The 14,181-nt window shown below is 53.2% G+C and carries 10 protein-coding genes; 1 reads left to right on the top strand and 9 read right to left on the bottom strand.

From position 1 onward, the window contains the following. Positions 1–86 precede the first annotated feature (86 nt). From AC2FIO_RS22305 to pyrE, 8 genes are all read right to left on the bottom strand, one after another. Positions 87–611, bottom strand: coding sequence for a cysteine dioxygenase family protein (locus AC2FIO_RS22305; RefSeq protein WP_496700056.1), 525 nt, complete (start codon positions 609–611; stop codon positions 87–89). Between the two features lie 225 nt (positions 612–836). Beyond that, complete coding sequence (locus AC2FIO_RS22300) at positions 837–1,106, bottom strand: HlyU family transcriptional regulator (protein WP_282121391.1); 270 nt, start codon at positions 1,104–1,106, stop codon at positions 837–839. A gap of 327 nt (positions 1,107–1,433) precedes the next feature. Continuing rightward, on the bottom strand, positions 1,434–2,231 hold the full coding sequence (locus AC2FIO_RS22295; RefSeq protein ID WP_496700054.1) for a GNAT family N-acetyltransferase: 798 nt from the start codon (positions 2,229–2,231) through the stop codon (positions 1,434–1,436). A 377-nt stretch (positions 2,232–2,608) separates the two neighbouring features. Further along, a complete protein-coding gene (locus AC2FIO_RS22290; RefSeq protein ID WP_496700052.1) occupies positions 2,609–4,024 on the bottom strand; it encodes an FAD-binding oxidoreductase in 1,416 nt (471 codons plus the stop codon). 119 nt (positions 4,025–4,143) lie between these two features. Continuing rightward, complete coding sequence (locus AC2FIO_RS22285) at positions 4,144–4,401, bottom strand: DUF4242 domain-containing protein (RefSeq protein ID WP_058274660.1); 258 nt, start codon at positions 4,399–4,401, stop codon at positions 4,144–4,146. Positions 4,402–4,428: 27 nt separating this feature from the next. Beyond that, the gene (locus AC2FIO_RS22280) at positions 4,429–8,028 is read right to left on the bottom strand and encodes an adenylate/guanylate cyclase domain-containing protein (protein ID WP_496700050.1); all 3,600 of its coding nucleotides are present in this window, start codon (positions 8,026–8,028) and stop codon (positions 4,429–4,431) included. Between the two features lie 271 nt (positions 8,029–8,299). Beyond that, complete coding sequence (locus AC2FIO_RS22275; RefSeq protein ID WP_496700048.1) at positions 8,300–8,434, bottom strand: hypothetical protein; 135 nt, start codon at positions 8,432–8,434, stop codon at positions 8,300–8,302. Then, positions 8,415–9,131, bottom strand: a complete 717-nt coding sequence (gene pyrE, locus AC2FIO_RS22270) for an orotate phosphoribosyltransferase (RefSeq protein WP_496700046.1) — start codon at positions 9,129–9,131, stop codon at positions 8,415–8,417. The genes AC2FIO_RS22275 and pyrE overlap by 20 nt, the downstream gene beginning before the upstream one ends. Before the next feature lie 70 nt (positions 9,132–9,201). On the opposite strand from pyrE, the gene AC2FIO_RS22265 reads away from it, so the two are divergent. Further along, a complete protein-coding gene (locus tag AC2FIO_RS22265; protein WP_496700044.1) occupies positions 9,202–11,736 on the top strand; it encodes a cation:proton antiporter in 2,535 nt (844 codons plus the stop codon). 215 nt (positions 11,737–11,951) lie between these two features. On the opposite strand, the gene AC2FIO_RS22260 is transcribed toward AC2FIO_RS22265, so the two are convergent. Beyond that, positions 11,952–13,700 (bottom strand): adenylate/guanylate cyclase domain-containing protein, encoded by a 1,749-nt coding sequence (locus AC2FIO_RS22260; RefSeq protein ID WP_496700042.1) that lies wholly within the window; start codon positions 13,698–13,700, stop codon positions 11,952–11,954. Between the last annotated feature and the right edge of the window lie 481 nt (positions 13,701–14,181).

Below are 14,181 nucleotides of genomic sequence, written 5' to 3'. Positions count from 1 at the left end.
CGAGATAGTAATCGGCAATCAGCGAAGCCTGCCGTATAGACGGAACATGCCTCAGGCATTGCCAGCGCAAATTGTCAAACTGCAAACTAGTCCTCGAATAACGCGCGAACCTTCGACATGTCATAGGCATGTTCCGTCAGGTTTTCAGGATCCCATTCGCTCCGCTCAGCTTCAAAAAAATCCCCGCCGTATACGTGGATTGCTCCGGTCAACTTGGGGATAGGGTTTGTAACCGAGTGAATGAGGTCCTTACCAAGGGGAGCATATTCACCCGTCGACAATGCTCGAGCCCCCGCCGCTTCAATGCGTCCGTTAGGGTCATCTGCTACGCGCCGCCAAAAAATGTTATCTTCTCGACCACCATAAATACCGATCACGGCCCACATTTCGTGATTGTGGGGCATTATGGTCATTCCTGGCTTCCATACGACGTTGACGATTGTCAGATCACCTGACTTGTAAATGGGAAAGATACCGCTTTCGGTCGGCTCTCCCAAGGTTTGCGTCACGCCCGCGGGATCGCGCATCGCCCGGTCCACCACCTCAGCCACCGATTTGTGAGACGCGTCCTGATCTACTGCGGTCCGGCAGTCCGCTACAAACTGTTCCATGTTCCACATATCTTCAGCCCCCAATTGCATACGATAAATGCAACAGGGTAGCACATGCTGTAAAATAGACGAAATTGGGACCCAGATTGTAGCTGCATGGATCGGGCATCTAAGACTTCCAATGACTGCTTGGCTTGCTTAGCGTTCTTTCGCCAGATCGGGGCGGATGTCTAATTTGCGGAACCATCCGTCGATTGCATCGCATATATTAGGCTGTCTGTTTGCTTAATCGAAAATGCGTTCGCCCTGCTCGTCGATCACCTGTTTCGCCTTTGCGATGCTGAAGCTTTCGCCCTGATCCCGGGTCTCAAAAACATCCGCCCGGATCACTGTATGGGTCTTGCGATTTCCGCCGATGGTCTTTTCGATACGGGCTAGAAGGCGGTACTTGCCACCTTCGGGCATCAGGTCCGGAAAGATTTCGAACCCTCTGTAAGAGACTGGCTCCGGCTCCGACTTTTCACCACCACCGAAGAGTTTAGAGAAGAGGGACATTGGGCGGCTCCTTTCAGCGTTGCTATGACGGGAGACTAGCGCCGCTTAGGACAGGCGTGAAGCATGTCGTGCTATCACAACATTTGCCTTCGATCCGTTGGCACGCTCCTTGCGTTGCCTAGTACGTCCAGATCCGCGGTAGAAGTCCATTCCCCACACCACGCTCCCTTGTAAGACTGTCCAGACCGCCATTCTTACACGCCGCCGCCGACGACCGCTTTGAGCCCAAATGAGACTAGAGTTTACCCCGTTTTACCTATTTTAAGGAACTAACTCAGGCTCTTGGCAGCACTGATTACACAATGCGACCATAGACAGCCGGATGGGTCACTTGGTTAACCGATCTTCTGAGTATACGAGAGGGTCTATGATCGCGACTATGTCGCTTCCACTGTCCTCCAAGCCAAGTCTTTCGCAAAGCCGTGCAGAAGGAATGTTGCCCGGAGCGATGCCTGTCTTGAACCCTGTGGCCCCAAGCTTTTCATGCGAGTGAATTAGAGCTATCGCCCCCAAGACTTTTGCAATGCCCTCGCCCATGCGTTCAGGTTTGGTCGAGAGTTGCCCCCATTGTGCGCGACTACGCAGCCGACTGCTGGAGGGATGACACAGAACTGAACCCGCAGTTGCGACTGGGGCACCTGATTTATCAACGACGACCATAGCAAATCCGGGCCGAGACAATCCGCGCATCACCGGACCTATTGGCGGTAAAACACCGTGGCTCAACGCGACTTCTGCGAAAGCTTCAAGCCATTCTGGCGGAGAGCTACGATCAATCACTCGTATGGATAAATCTTCGGGCAACGCCTGAGTTGCGACCACTTGCCGAGCGGCTTCGACACAGTTCAGACCGCCAAGATAGCAAGCAATCGTGTCGGTCTTTAAACCCTCGCTTTCAATTCGTTCGCGCGCCAACGCAACCTCCTCACGCGGTATGCTTTCTATCGCCGTGATGCCAAGAATTCGGGCCATTGCGACGGCATCATCCAACGCCCCGCTATATTCGTTGGCAATCTGTATACCACGCCCATGGCTACAAAACCGAGGGTCATCACCCAACAGCTGCATAAGATGCTCGCCCATGGTTGACATGCGTCGTTGTGCTTCACTTCCGAATACTTCCATGAGATTTTCCTCGAAGTACCACATGACAGTTCGGAGATGATCGTTTGATAGGGGTCGTGTCGTCAAGCGGACGTCACGCGCAAGACTGCGACACAAAGAGGATTTTGGGAAAGGGCGAATGGCAGCTATGTCCGCAATGCGGTCTCTCGGGAAAATTTAGCAAACGACCGCATTGAGCCCAAAGCGGTCAAATGTTCAGCAAAGCCCTTGCCGCCGCAGCGGAACACGGCATTCGCCTGACAGTAGCAATGACAGTATCGGCATTTTTGACATGAAAAATATCGGGTGGTCTGAATGCACAACCAAATATTTGTTGTCAAATTTCAAGCATAAACTCTATGCGTCCATACAGATCAGTCTTTCTAAATCGGATGGCCCTACTCAGGCACTATGTTGTGATTGATCCTGAACAGATTTTTTGGATCATAGTTGCCCTTTATTTTCGAAAGCTTCCCGCTGTTTAGGCCGTATGCACCAGCCATATGTTCCGCTTCGTCTTCGGGCATAAAGTTTACATACGCGCTACCGGTCGCATGAGGCCGCATCTGATCATAAAGTCCTTGCGCCCACGCAATACACTCACCATCCTTGTTTGGGTCTTCCCATCGTGTGTGAACATTCATTATGAAGTGTGCTGATCGTTGCGGATAAGCTGTTGAGTCTGGTTCAATGCGTGCCATTGCGCCACCTACATGCGCTATAAATACTTCGCAAGCAGGGTCGGGAAGGCTGGAAACCGCCTCGAGAAGTCCTGTGATTGCTTCCGAGGAAAGCGCGTCGAAATCATGGCTTTTCCAATAGTTCCGAGCGCCCGGTGTAAGCAAAGGGTCGAATGCTGCTTGCCAGTCTACAAACTTGTGAGGTGAGATAACGTCGGCTATAGGTTCTCCAAGCGCGCGCAAAGCCGACATTGCTATTTCACCCTCGTTCATAGGGCCGCTGTAGCAAGCCGCGAAGATTAGCACCTCTCTACCATGCCACTCTTCTGGTAGGAACGGGAGAGGAGGAGCTTTTCGCATCACGCTCCAGACGGTCAGCTCATCGGGTGAATCATCTGCAATGGCTGCGAATTCTGCAAGCAGCTCTGGCGCCTTTTCGATCGGGTGAACGATCAGGCCGGACAGAACATCGGGCCCAAGATCATGCAACTGGAACTCGAATGAGGTCACGACGCCGAAATTGCCGCCTCCACCGCGGATGGCCCAGAAAAGCTCCGGATGGCTTGTGGGCGAGGCGGTGACAATCGTCCCATCTGCCGTCACAACTTCTGCCGACAGAAGATTGTCGATCGTCATTCCGAATTTCCGCGTCGTCCACCCAAAGCCGCCACCAAGAGTCAGGCCAGCGATTCCAGTTGTCGAATTGATGCCGACAGGGACAGCAAGCCCATGAGCCTGAGTTTCGCGATCTACATCGCCAAGCAATGCACCCGGTGCAACCCTAGCAGTCTTGTTGACAGGGTCTACGTGTACCGATTGCATCTGGGACAGATCGAGTAATACCGTCTCGTCTGCAACAGCGTGACCTGCAATTTGATGCCCACCTGATCGGATTGACATTATGAGGCTGGCGTCTCTAACAAAGTTTACAGCTTTCTGTACGTCGCTCGCCCCCATCGCGCGGATCACGAACCCAGGGTGACGTTCGAACATGCTGTTCCATGTTGTTCTTGCGCCTTCATATTCCGGAGTGCCCTGTAAGTAGACGCCGCCGCGAAGCGAGGAATTAAGCGCATCCAAAGCGTCTTGACTCACAGTTGCCGTGATTCCGTCGAGTGTTTTTATGTCGTACATGCATAGGCCTCCCTGTTTTCAGGTCAGGCTTCTTGCGCGGCTGCCTCATGTAGTTGTGACTTCCGATGCGTTGTCCCGCAGATAAATCGCCTCGGATTAGGTTTTTGAACTGCGAATATTCAGGCGAAAATTCCGGGATCTATCTGATCCACGGGTGTAATGACATCGGCTGGGATGTTAAGGCGCTCGGCCGCCTTTCTAAGACTTTCCTCGTCGGGGGCCTCATACAGGCAGTATGTTTTGCGCTTGTCTGCGCTGAGGAACGAGAAAATCCACTCGACCCCGACTTCGTCATTGATCTCTTTGATGTGAATTTTGTCGTCGTCGCTGACGTTCAGCTGCTCGGCAAAATTTCTCTCAATTATGTACCTTGGCATAATGCTCCCCCAAGCATCTAAATGACTTTAAACAGCTACTCCCTCGAGCTTTGACCTAAGGAAAACCATACTCAATTGCTGTGAAATTGCCAACGCTTCCCCTTCTAGTTGAAACGCTAGTTCCAAATCATTCGTGCGACCCCGTTGCCTTAGCGCGGATGCATACGCGGCCTTGCTGTGCGCAATCCACGGTGGGCACTTCATGCGCGTGTCTATTTCGATGGCCTTATGGAACATCCTCTCAGCGGCGTCCCAGTTTTTCAGCACCGCTGCCAGATTGCCCAGACGTCTTGCAGCCGCCCCGGCGCAAACTGTTGTGGCCCCAGCGGTGATCGTTAGCTCTTCGTATGGGGTCAGCATTTCATAGAGGGTCTCAGCATGTCCCAGATGCTCGACTGCGACACAAATGTCAGCGAGATAAGACAAAGTAGTTGAAAACATAGCATCAAGGGGAAGATCGAAGCCATTCTCTGACATTTCATTCAGTATGCGTTCAGCTGGTTCCTTGTATCCCAACTCGGCGGCAATAAGGCCAAATCCTGGTTTCCAGGAAATGTCTTCCGGGCTATCCGTCATCAGCTTCTTGATCACCGGTGCAACTTCGTGCAACCGGTTTTGTTCGCGGCGGATGGTAAACATCTGAACACCGAAGACGCCCTCAACATGTTCTCCATGTGTCTGTCGACCGATTTTCACCGCTTCGTTGGCATGCATCTCCGCCTGCTCAAAATTGCCATCCATAATTGCAACCATGGCGCGTGCGTGTTTCTGTACCCAGTAGAGTTGCAGATGGTTGTCCTTTTCCGAAATCTCCGTCAGCAATTCGAGTGAATGATCCATCAAGTCGCGGTCGGCCATTTCGGCCCCGACAAAAAGACTAAGTGTTCGGTCCCGGCCCTGATCAATACTCCCCAGGTTTTCGGCCGCTCGATGCATCGCATCAAGATTTTCACGCCAATGACGTACCTCTCTTCCTTTGCGTGCGACGAATGGTGCCCCAAAATGCATCATCATCACTGAGAATTGGGATTTATAGTCCCCCAGTTTCGCGGCCAGTTCCATTGATTGCTGACCAAAGCGTGCGCCTTCAGAAAACTGGCCGACAAACATATGTGCCCGTGCAAGTTGGCTCATCAATCTGCACTGCCGAACTTCGTCATCGTCGGGAAGGTCGTTCAGAGCTCTAACACAAAGCTCAATGGCCTCGCCGTGTCTCTTACTCGACATCATACACGAGTCCGCAAAATGGTTCGCAGCATCAGCGGCGAGCGCCACATCGTTTATTCCACGGGCGGCGTCCGAGGCCTCTTTCAAAGCCGCTATCCCCTCTGGCAACTGACCCAGGCTGTCATGGCTGCGACCAATCAGGATTTTGGCTTTGATCGTTTCGACGCCGTTGTCAGATCCAAGATTTTCAGCCGCTTTGAGTGTTTCCCTAGCGTTGACCATCGCCTCTTGGCTGGCGGATCGCGCCAATGCCATTTCGGTTGCCGTCTGCCATTTGTCGAACGCAGCACGCCATTCTTCGGCCTCTGAAAGATGGCGGGCAACCAACTCGGGCCGGCGTTCAATCTCTGCTGACCGCAACTGCATCAAAGCACGGGCCACGTTTGCGTGTTGTTGCCTGCGGGTTGAGCCCAACATGGATTGATAGGCGGTATCCCGAATAAGGGCATGACGGAAAACGAAATACCCTCGATTGTACCCGCTTTCAAAGATCAAACCCGTTCGAGACAGCTCTTCTATACGAGATTGAATTTCCGCACTGGCAAGACCTATTGCGGAAGCCAGCAAGCTAGGCTCGAACTCCCGTCCAATGACGGCTCCTGTTAACGCTACTTGTTTGGCCTCTGGTGAGACTGCGTCAAGACGTGCCATCAGCGTGCCTTTCAAAGACGAAGGTATGTGGACCTGCCCGTGCTCACCCGCCTCAACAATCGCCCGGGCCAACTCCTCGACGAACAATGGCACGCCGTCCGTCTTTTCAATGATTGTGGCGATTAGCGCATCGTCCGGTGCTTTTCCGGTAACATTGAGAACTAGGTTCGAGACATGGGTCGTATCAAACCGACGCAGCTGGAGCGTATGTACGTGCGCTTCGCCGTCATCATGGGCAAGTTCCCAGCCGGGCCTGTGGGTGATCAAAATCATCAAAGGCAGATCTGCGCAAATTGCTTTGAAGCGATCCAAAAGAGCTTGGGTGGAAGGATCAATCCAATGCGCGTCCTCAACACAAAGAATAACAGGACGCGTGCTTGCGCGTACCTGAACCGTGTGGATTAACGTCTGAATCGTGAGGTCACGTTGCTCCTGCGGTGACATATCGAGAACGCTTCGGGCAAGAGCACTGTGAGGCGCAACCAGCGCGGCAAAGACGGGCAGAACCTTTTCCCATTCCAAGCCCTCCCGGCTTTCCAACATTTTTTTGACAAGATCGAGAATTTGATCGTCATCAAAATCTGTCCCCACACCAGCATCCTGAGAAATCCTCTGGGCGACGGGGTGGAACGGGCTACTGGAAAGGTAAGGAGAGCAGTTCAGCCTGATAATATCAGCTTCGCTAGCCGCTACGGCATTAGCGAGAAACTCTTCCGCCAATCGCGATTTACCGATTCCAGCTTCACCGGCAAGCAGAACAACCTCTCCCTGACTGTTCTGCGCACGCAGCCATGATTGTAAAAGGATACCTTTTTCGTAGTCGCGACCAATCATGACGCTGCCACTTTCGTCCCTATAAGACGCTCGAAACCGGCTTTCCGCGCTGTGTTCTGATACGACAGTCAAAAGGGTCCGTGGTTCTTTGAAACCTTTCAGCTCGGTTTGTCCAAGAGACGTAAACTCAAATAGCCGATGCAAAGTTTCTTCGGTCTCCTCAGCAGATAAAACAACTGAGTTCGGTTCTGCGTGTTCCTGAAGCCGCGCTGCCAGATTGACAATTGGCCCCGTCATGGCCCCTTCTTCGTAGGTGTTTTCACCGATCGTATCGCCAACTACCACGTCGCCACTCGCGATACCTAACCTGGCTGACAAACGCTCACCGTCAGGTGTTTTAAGCTCTCTGACCCGCCGAACGGCCTCAAGACCAGCCTTTACAGCCCGAACTGCATGATCTTCATATGCCGTCGGCCAGCCAAAAAACACCAGGAGACCGTCGCCCAAATACTTCGAGACGTAGCCGCCATACCTGCTAACTGCACCTGCAACCGCATCCTGGTAGCTCTGCAGCAGTTCGCGCATGTCTTCGGGATCAAACCGGTTAGTCAACTCAGTCGAGGCGACGAGATCAGCAAACAAAACTGTTAAGTGACGCCTCTCTGCAAGCGCTAATGAAGCAGGCTTCCTTGCGGATAAGGTCACGCCTTGCGATTCATCCGAAATGGGGGCCCGGCCGACTTCACCTGCATCCGCGTCTACGGCTTGTGGCGGTTGAGACCAGTGCTTTTGGCCAGTCAATTCCTGAACCGCTGCCAGGATGATTTTTCGGTGGCCCAGACTAACCCCAAGCTCTTTAAGGTCGTCGTTTGACAGCAGTGGTAGTACACGCGCGTCGATATCATGCCGTGCAAAAGCGTCTGAGTATTGTCCCAGTTCGAGATCGTCCAGCCATTTGTCGATTTCAATCGCCATAACGGGATCATGCTGAGATACGAGGCGCTAATCAAGAAAACGCTGTAAACACGGGCTGTTTTTTGGCGGCCAAACGTCTGTATTGCCTTTGACAGAAATGACACCTGCTGATCCAACTCTTTTCAGAATGCAGTGGTTTATTGCAGGTAGATCTCCCTTAGCGTGCATTTGCTGCGCTGCCGCGAAAGGCAACTTTGTCCCGCTCAGCTGCCTTAAGTCATAGGTATTTCCAATGTCCGGTATGGGCCGGAAGCGGACCAAAGCGAACGCGTCAGGCCAGCCACTGAGCAATGACCACTAAGGGCTCATCCTGCCCGTCTATGCCTGCGCAGAGAATGGCCGCATCTAGCCCCTTGTTCCAGTAGATCTTTGGGTCCAGCAGTTCTTCAGCGCTCCAATTCAGCACGCAAAAATACTGGATGAACAGGAAGAGTAGGAACGCCTTGAATTGTCGGTTCCCTTTCTCCGCGCCAGATAGCGCAGACGACCGCGAGAACGTCAGCGCCTTCCTGCACCGCAAGCTGATAAGCTTCAGTAACTGCACCACCCGTGGAAATGACATCCTCGATGAACGTTACCTTTTTCCCGGCGATGTCCTGGCCCTCTATTGCGCGACACGTTCCGTAGGTCTTTACCGCCTTTCGAACGAATGCTGCTGGCAACCCGGTTTCAAGGGAAATCGCCGTGACCAAGGGGATACCTCCCAGCTCAAGCCCCGCAATAATTTCCGTATCCGAGGGCAAAAGGGAGCTCATCGCCTGCGCCAGTGGCTTCAGCAAAAGCGGATCACCTTCAAACCGATACTTATCGAAATAGCGGTGCGAGATCTTCCCAGAGCGCAGCAAAAATTCGCCCTCAAGCGTAGCAACGTCGGCCACACGACGGGCGAGTTCAGATTTTGAAAATGTCTTTAGACTAATCATCGCATCCTCCAGCTTGAAAACGCCCCAGAAGTAGAAGAACGGCAAAACACTGTCAGCCCTTAGTTGTCGGATTGACTGTAATGTCCCGCTCAACTGCCAATTACCACCTAGTTTTAATCGTCCTAAATGGTGGTAAACGGCCGGATAGGGCTCTAACCGGGCATTTGAAAGCTCACACATTGATTCCACGTGGTCGATCCGGCTTTAAGAGTGGATTCCACTTACTCGAGTTCTCAGGTAATACGTAACTATGGATATCGTCGTCATTACGACCATCATCACTTCTCTTTTTGTTGTAATCGGCGTGGCGGAACCGCTGGCCGCACGAATGCGCCTGCCTTACAGCGTTATCCTCGCCGTCCTAGGGATAGTGATCGGGCTTGGCGCGACGTTCTTTCTCGACACAGACCTGACGGATGCATTGAATCCGGGGGCACAGGCAATTATTGATCTACCGATCCGGTCAGACGTCTTCCTCTATGTTTTCCTGCCCACGCTGCTCTTTCAGGCGACACTCGGCATGAACCTGCGCAGGATGCTGGATGACTGGATGCCCATCCTGATGATGGCCGTTGTGGCAGTAATTGTTGCGACACTTTCCATTGGCTATGCGCTCAGTTGGGCAAGTACGCTGCCGCTGGCCGCCTGTCTGTTGATCGGTGCTATTGTATCGACAACGGATCCCTCAGCGGTTGTCAGCATTTTCCGGTCGATTTCGGCACCGCGCAGGCTGTCGCGAATAATCGAGGGCGAAAGCCTGCTTAACGATGCTGCTGCGATTGCTCTTTTCGGGCTATTCATGAGCTTTGTTATGCTCGGGAGACCCAATCCACTGCTAAGTGAAGCCGTGGGGCAATTTCCGCTGTTGATCGCAGGTGGAGTTCTCACCGGTTGGCTCATGGCGCGCATGGCGGTTTGGCTGATGGCTTTCGTAGGCCGCTGGGAAATGGCGCAGATTTCAATATCCGTGTCTTTGCCGTATCTCGCCTATATCGTTGCAGAACAAAGCGTCGGAGCTTCGGGTGTCATCGCAGTGGTGGCTGCAGGTCTTACGCTCAACCTCACAGGCCCCGGTCGTCTGTCACCGGCCACCTGGACAAATCTGCAAGAAGTTTGGGACCTACTGGCACATTGGGCAGGCGCGCTGATCTTTATTCTTGCAGCCTTGCTGATACCACGATTGCTGGAAGAGGTGCGGCCGTCCGACTTTGGCCTGCTGGTTGTGGTGGTTCTGGCCGCCATGTTCGCACGGGCGGCAATTCTGTTCGGGTTGCTGCCATTGCTTACGGCAATCGGTTTGTCACCTGCTGTCGAACGCCCCTATCGCACTGCAATATTGTGGGGTGGGCTGCGTGGTGCCGTGACGCTGGCTCTGGCTCTGGCAGTCACCGAAAGCACGCACATCCCGCTTGAGACGAAGCGCCTGGTCGGCATTCTGGCCACTGGCTTTACGCTGTTTACACTGATTGTTCAGGGTACAACCTTGCGCATGGTGATCACAAAACTGGGGCTCGACAGGCTTTCTCCGCTTGATACCGCCCTGTCGCGTCAGGTGGTCGCGGTTGCTTTGCAATCCGTTCGCGAGGACGTGTCCCGCACAGCAGAAAACTATAACCTGACGCACGATATCGTCAGGAACGAAGCCAAACAGTTTAGTGAACGCCTGGACGAGGCCGTAAAGGCCGCCGAAGACAGTGCGCAGATCCTGGATCGTGACCGGGTCACACTTGGTCTTATTGCGCTGGCCGGTGCAGAGCGGGACTCTGTATTGGCCAGGATGCGGGAACGCACCATGTCATCGGTTCTGAGTGAGAAGATTTTGTCCGATGCGGATCGGCTCATTGAAGGCGCACGGACTGGCGGGCGGATCGGCTATCAGCGCGCATCAAATCGGTCGGTCGTTTACGGCAGATCTTTTCGGATCGCCGTGTTTCTGCACAACCGGCTTCGAATTTCGTTCCCGCTCACGCGTATCACAACGGATAGGTTCGAAAGATTGCTCATGCAACGTCTGATCCTACAGGACCTCGATGGATTCGTCCGCGGCCGCATCCGCCGGATCCATGGCCGCCGGGTTGCCGAATTGCTGGATGAAGTGTTGGCGCGTCGATCCGAGGCGGTTGAGACGGCGCTGGACGGTCTGCGGCTGCAATTTCCCGGTTACGCCGAAAAGTTAGAGCGACGATTCATCCAGCGAACCGCGCTGCGCCTTGAAGAACGTGAATATGCGGTCATGCGCGAAGACGGCCTTGTGGGCGAAGAGCTTTATTCTGTGTTGATGCAGGAAGTGGCGACGCGACGTACGTTATCTGAAGGACGTCCGAAGTTGGACATCACTCTTAAAGGACGGGATCTGGTCCGGCAGTTCCCACTGTTTTCCGATCTCGACAAGTCTTCGCTTAGGAAACTCAGCCGGGCGCTGCGTACCCGATATGCCAACGCGGGTGATACCATCATTTCCAAAGACGAATTCGCCCAGAGTGTATTCTTCATTGCTTCCGGAGCTGTTGAAGTGGAACTCGGCCGGCACACCTCGCGGCTCGGTCGTGGTGAAATGTTCGGGCAATTGGCCATGTTATTGAAACGGCCCCGTCGCGTAAACGTACGGGCATTGGCACCGTCGACGCTGCTTATGCTCGACGAGGCAAGTTTCCGGCGCTTGCTGCGGCGAAGCAAGGCCATGCAAAACTCCGTCAAGATGAGCGCTGACAAGCGCATGATCGACCCCGCGGTGTTGGATCTGGATGAGGCCGAGGTATCCCCTGAAAAAGGGACCAAATCTTGAGAGGCTCTCAATTGGAAGGGAGCCGCGAAATCAAAAGTGCTGGTTCACGGACACCAATCGGGTTCTGTTTTGTTGAGTGACTACATTTGTCAGAGACTTGTTCACTTTAAAAAACCGACGCTACCCTCGACAATTCGTACATTCAACGGCAGCTCGCAGCCCGGAGCGGAAGTTGGCAACGACCAATCACCGAAGACATAGAAAATGGGCGTCGCCTACTCTGCCAATCCAGCTTGGCGCAGACCAGAGGCAATGTGTTCCCAATCTGACAAATTGCGCCACATTGGTTGAAAGCCACCGGCCAGAGCAATCAACGTGTTTTCCGGAACTGCCATCCCGCGGCTTGAAAACTCCTGACGGCGGTGGCGGACAAAGGCTTGCAACGAGGACTCCGCCTCTTTTTGTCGGCCCGAGTGCGCATATGCTGCCACTAGAAACGCAGCGGCCAATGAGTTCAGCCGTGCTTCGCCAATCAGCTTGCTGACAGCGTCATCATATCGACCCAAAAAGAAATATACCTGTCCGATAATCCAATCGAGAGAAGGCGGATGCAGGGGGTCAAGTCGCATGGCCTCGACAACTATTTCATGGGCCTTTTCATGCTGCCCCAACAACAGAAACCCATATCCGCACCAGGCCATGGATTCCGCTTCATTTTCAATCAATGACAGTGTTTTTTGAAACTGCGTATCGGCCTGATCCCAGAGGCCCGCGCATAGGTACGCATATCCAAGTTGGTCCTGAATATAGACGTCCTTGTTGTCCAAAGCCGCGCCCTGACGCGCGATTTCCAATGCCTGGGAGGCGGCATCGGCATCGGCAAGACCGAGCCAAAGGTCGACGACATAGGTATCGGCCAGATACATATAGATCCGCGCGTAATTGGGATCGATGGCCAGCGCTTTTTCGAAATATCCCTTGGCTGTGGCGTTGTCGGCGGCGTTCAACCCGTCTCGGAGTGCTTTCCCTCGCAGCAAGAGTTCATATGCCTTCATCTTGTCTGTGGGCTTGTTCAAGACATTGTTGGCCACGTCGCTTTGAACCCGACCTGGAAGAACCGCGACGACGCTTTGGGTCACCTCATCCTGAACCGCAAAGATGTCTTCCAGTTCGCGGTCATAACGCTCAGCCCAGATATGTTTTCCAGAGTCAGCCGCGACCAGCTGAGCCGAAATGCGCACTCTGTTTCCGACTTTTCGAACACTGCCTTCGACAAGGTATTGTACCCCCAACTTTGCCGCGATTTCACCAATCTCCAGATCTGAGTCCCGGAACCGAAACGACGAATTGCGCGCGACCACAAACAAGGTCCGAAAGCGGGACAGTCCGGTAATGATGTCTTCGGAAATACCGTCACTGAAAAACTGCTGCTCAGCATTGCCGCTTACGTTTGAAAACGGCAAAACCGCGACTGAGGGCTTATCCCGTCCGGTTAGGTTGGGCTCGTATTTTTCAGAACGTTCATGTGACAAATGGTATATTTTGACGGGCTTTGTTATGTTTTTGAGGTGCTGGGCACCGCCATCTTCAAAGGTTTCTTCAATCAGGTTTCCCAGACTTTCATAAACTATGGAAGAGATGCAAACCCCGCCCACTTTTGCTGCGGCTTCCAGGCGCGACGCCAGATTGACACCGTGCCCGTAGACATCGCCCTCATCAACAATCACGTCGCCCAGATGCACTCCGATGCGCAGTTTTATAGCTGAGTTTTGAACCGCCAGTTCATTCTGGATCTCGATGGCACACCGAACAGCATCCACGACAGAGGGAAACTCAACCAATGTGCCATCCCCAATCAACTTGATCACCCGGCCTTTGTATTGGCTGACTTTGGGATCAAAAACACATTCGCGATGAGTCTTGAGGTGCATCAAAGTGGCATCTTCGTCTTCGATCATCATCGAAGAGTATGCAACAACGTCAGCGGCGAGTATGGCGGCGAGTTTGCGTTCCAAAAATGACACCTCTGATTAGGAGGTCATATTCAACTTTGGGAAAGATCATCACAACACCTTTCTGGGAACACCGCACAAATACAAATTGCCGAAGGTTTTACCGGCGTTGCCTCCGAACGTTTCGGGATTACGGCAGAAGTTCGTTGTTTCAGAAAGAGTGCCCGCTTCTCAGAAGGCAACCTGGTTTGCAACGGTCGCTATCTGCGCTTCACTGACATCGCTGCCCTTGACGAAATTGAGCGAACTGATGACCTATCTGCACCTGTGATTGAAGAAACTCTGAGCCGTGTCTGGATACGGACATTTACGCGCTACTCAAGTGTAGTCGAAAGCTGGATGGAGGCAGCGTTTATTAAACGTGGCCAAGGAGTGATCGAGCACTTCTATTATACTCGCTGCTGATTACGGCACACTGAAGAATGGAAGTATGCGATTGAGTTGGTTGGGGAACTGTTGGGATTGCTGGCGTTAGGGGCGCCCCAGAACGACG

The organism is Ruegeria sp. CDSB086 (assembly GCF_059611065.1).
The sequence above is the reverse complement of the archived record's forward strand: the minus strand, read 5'-3'. Positions and strand labels throughout refer to the sequence as shown.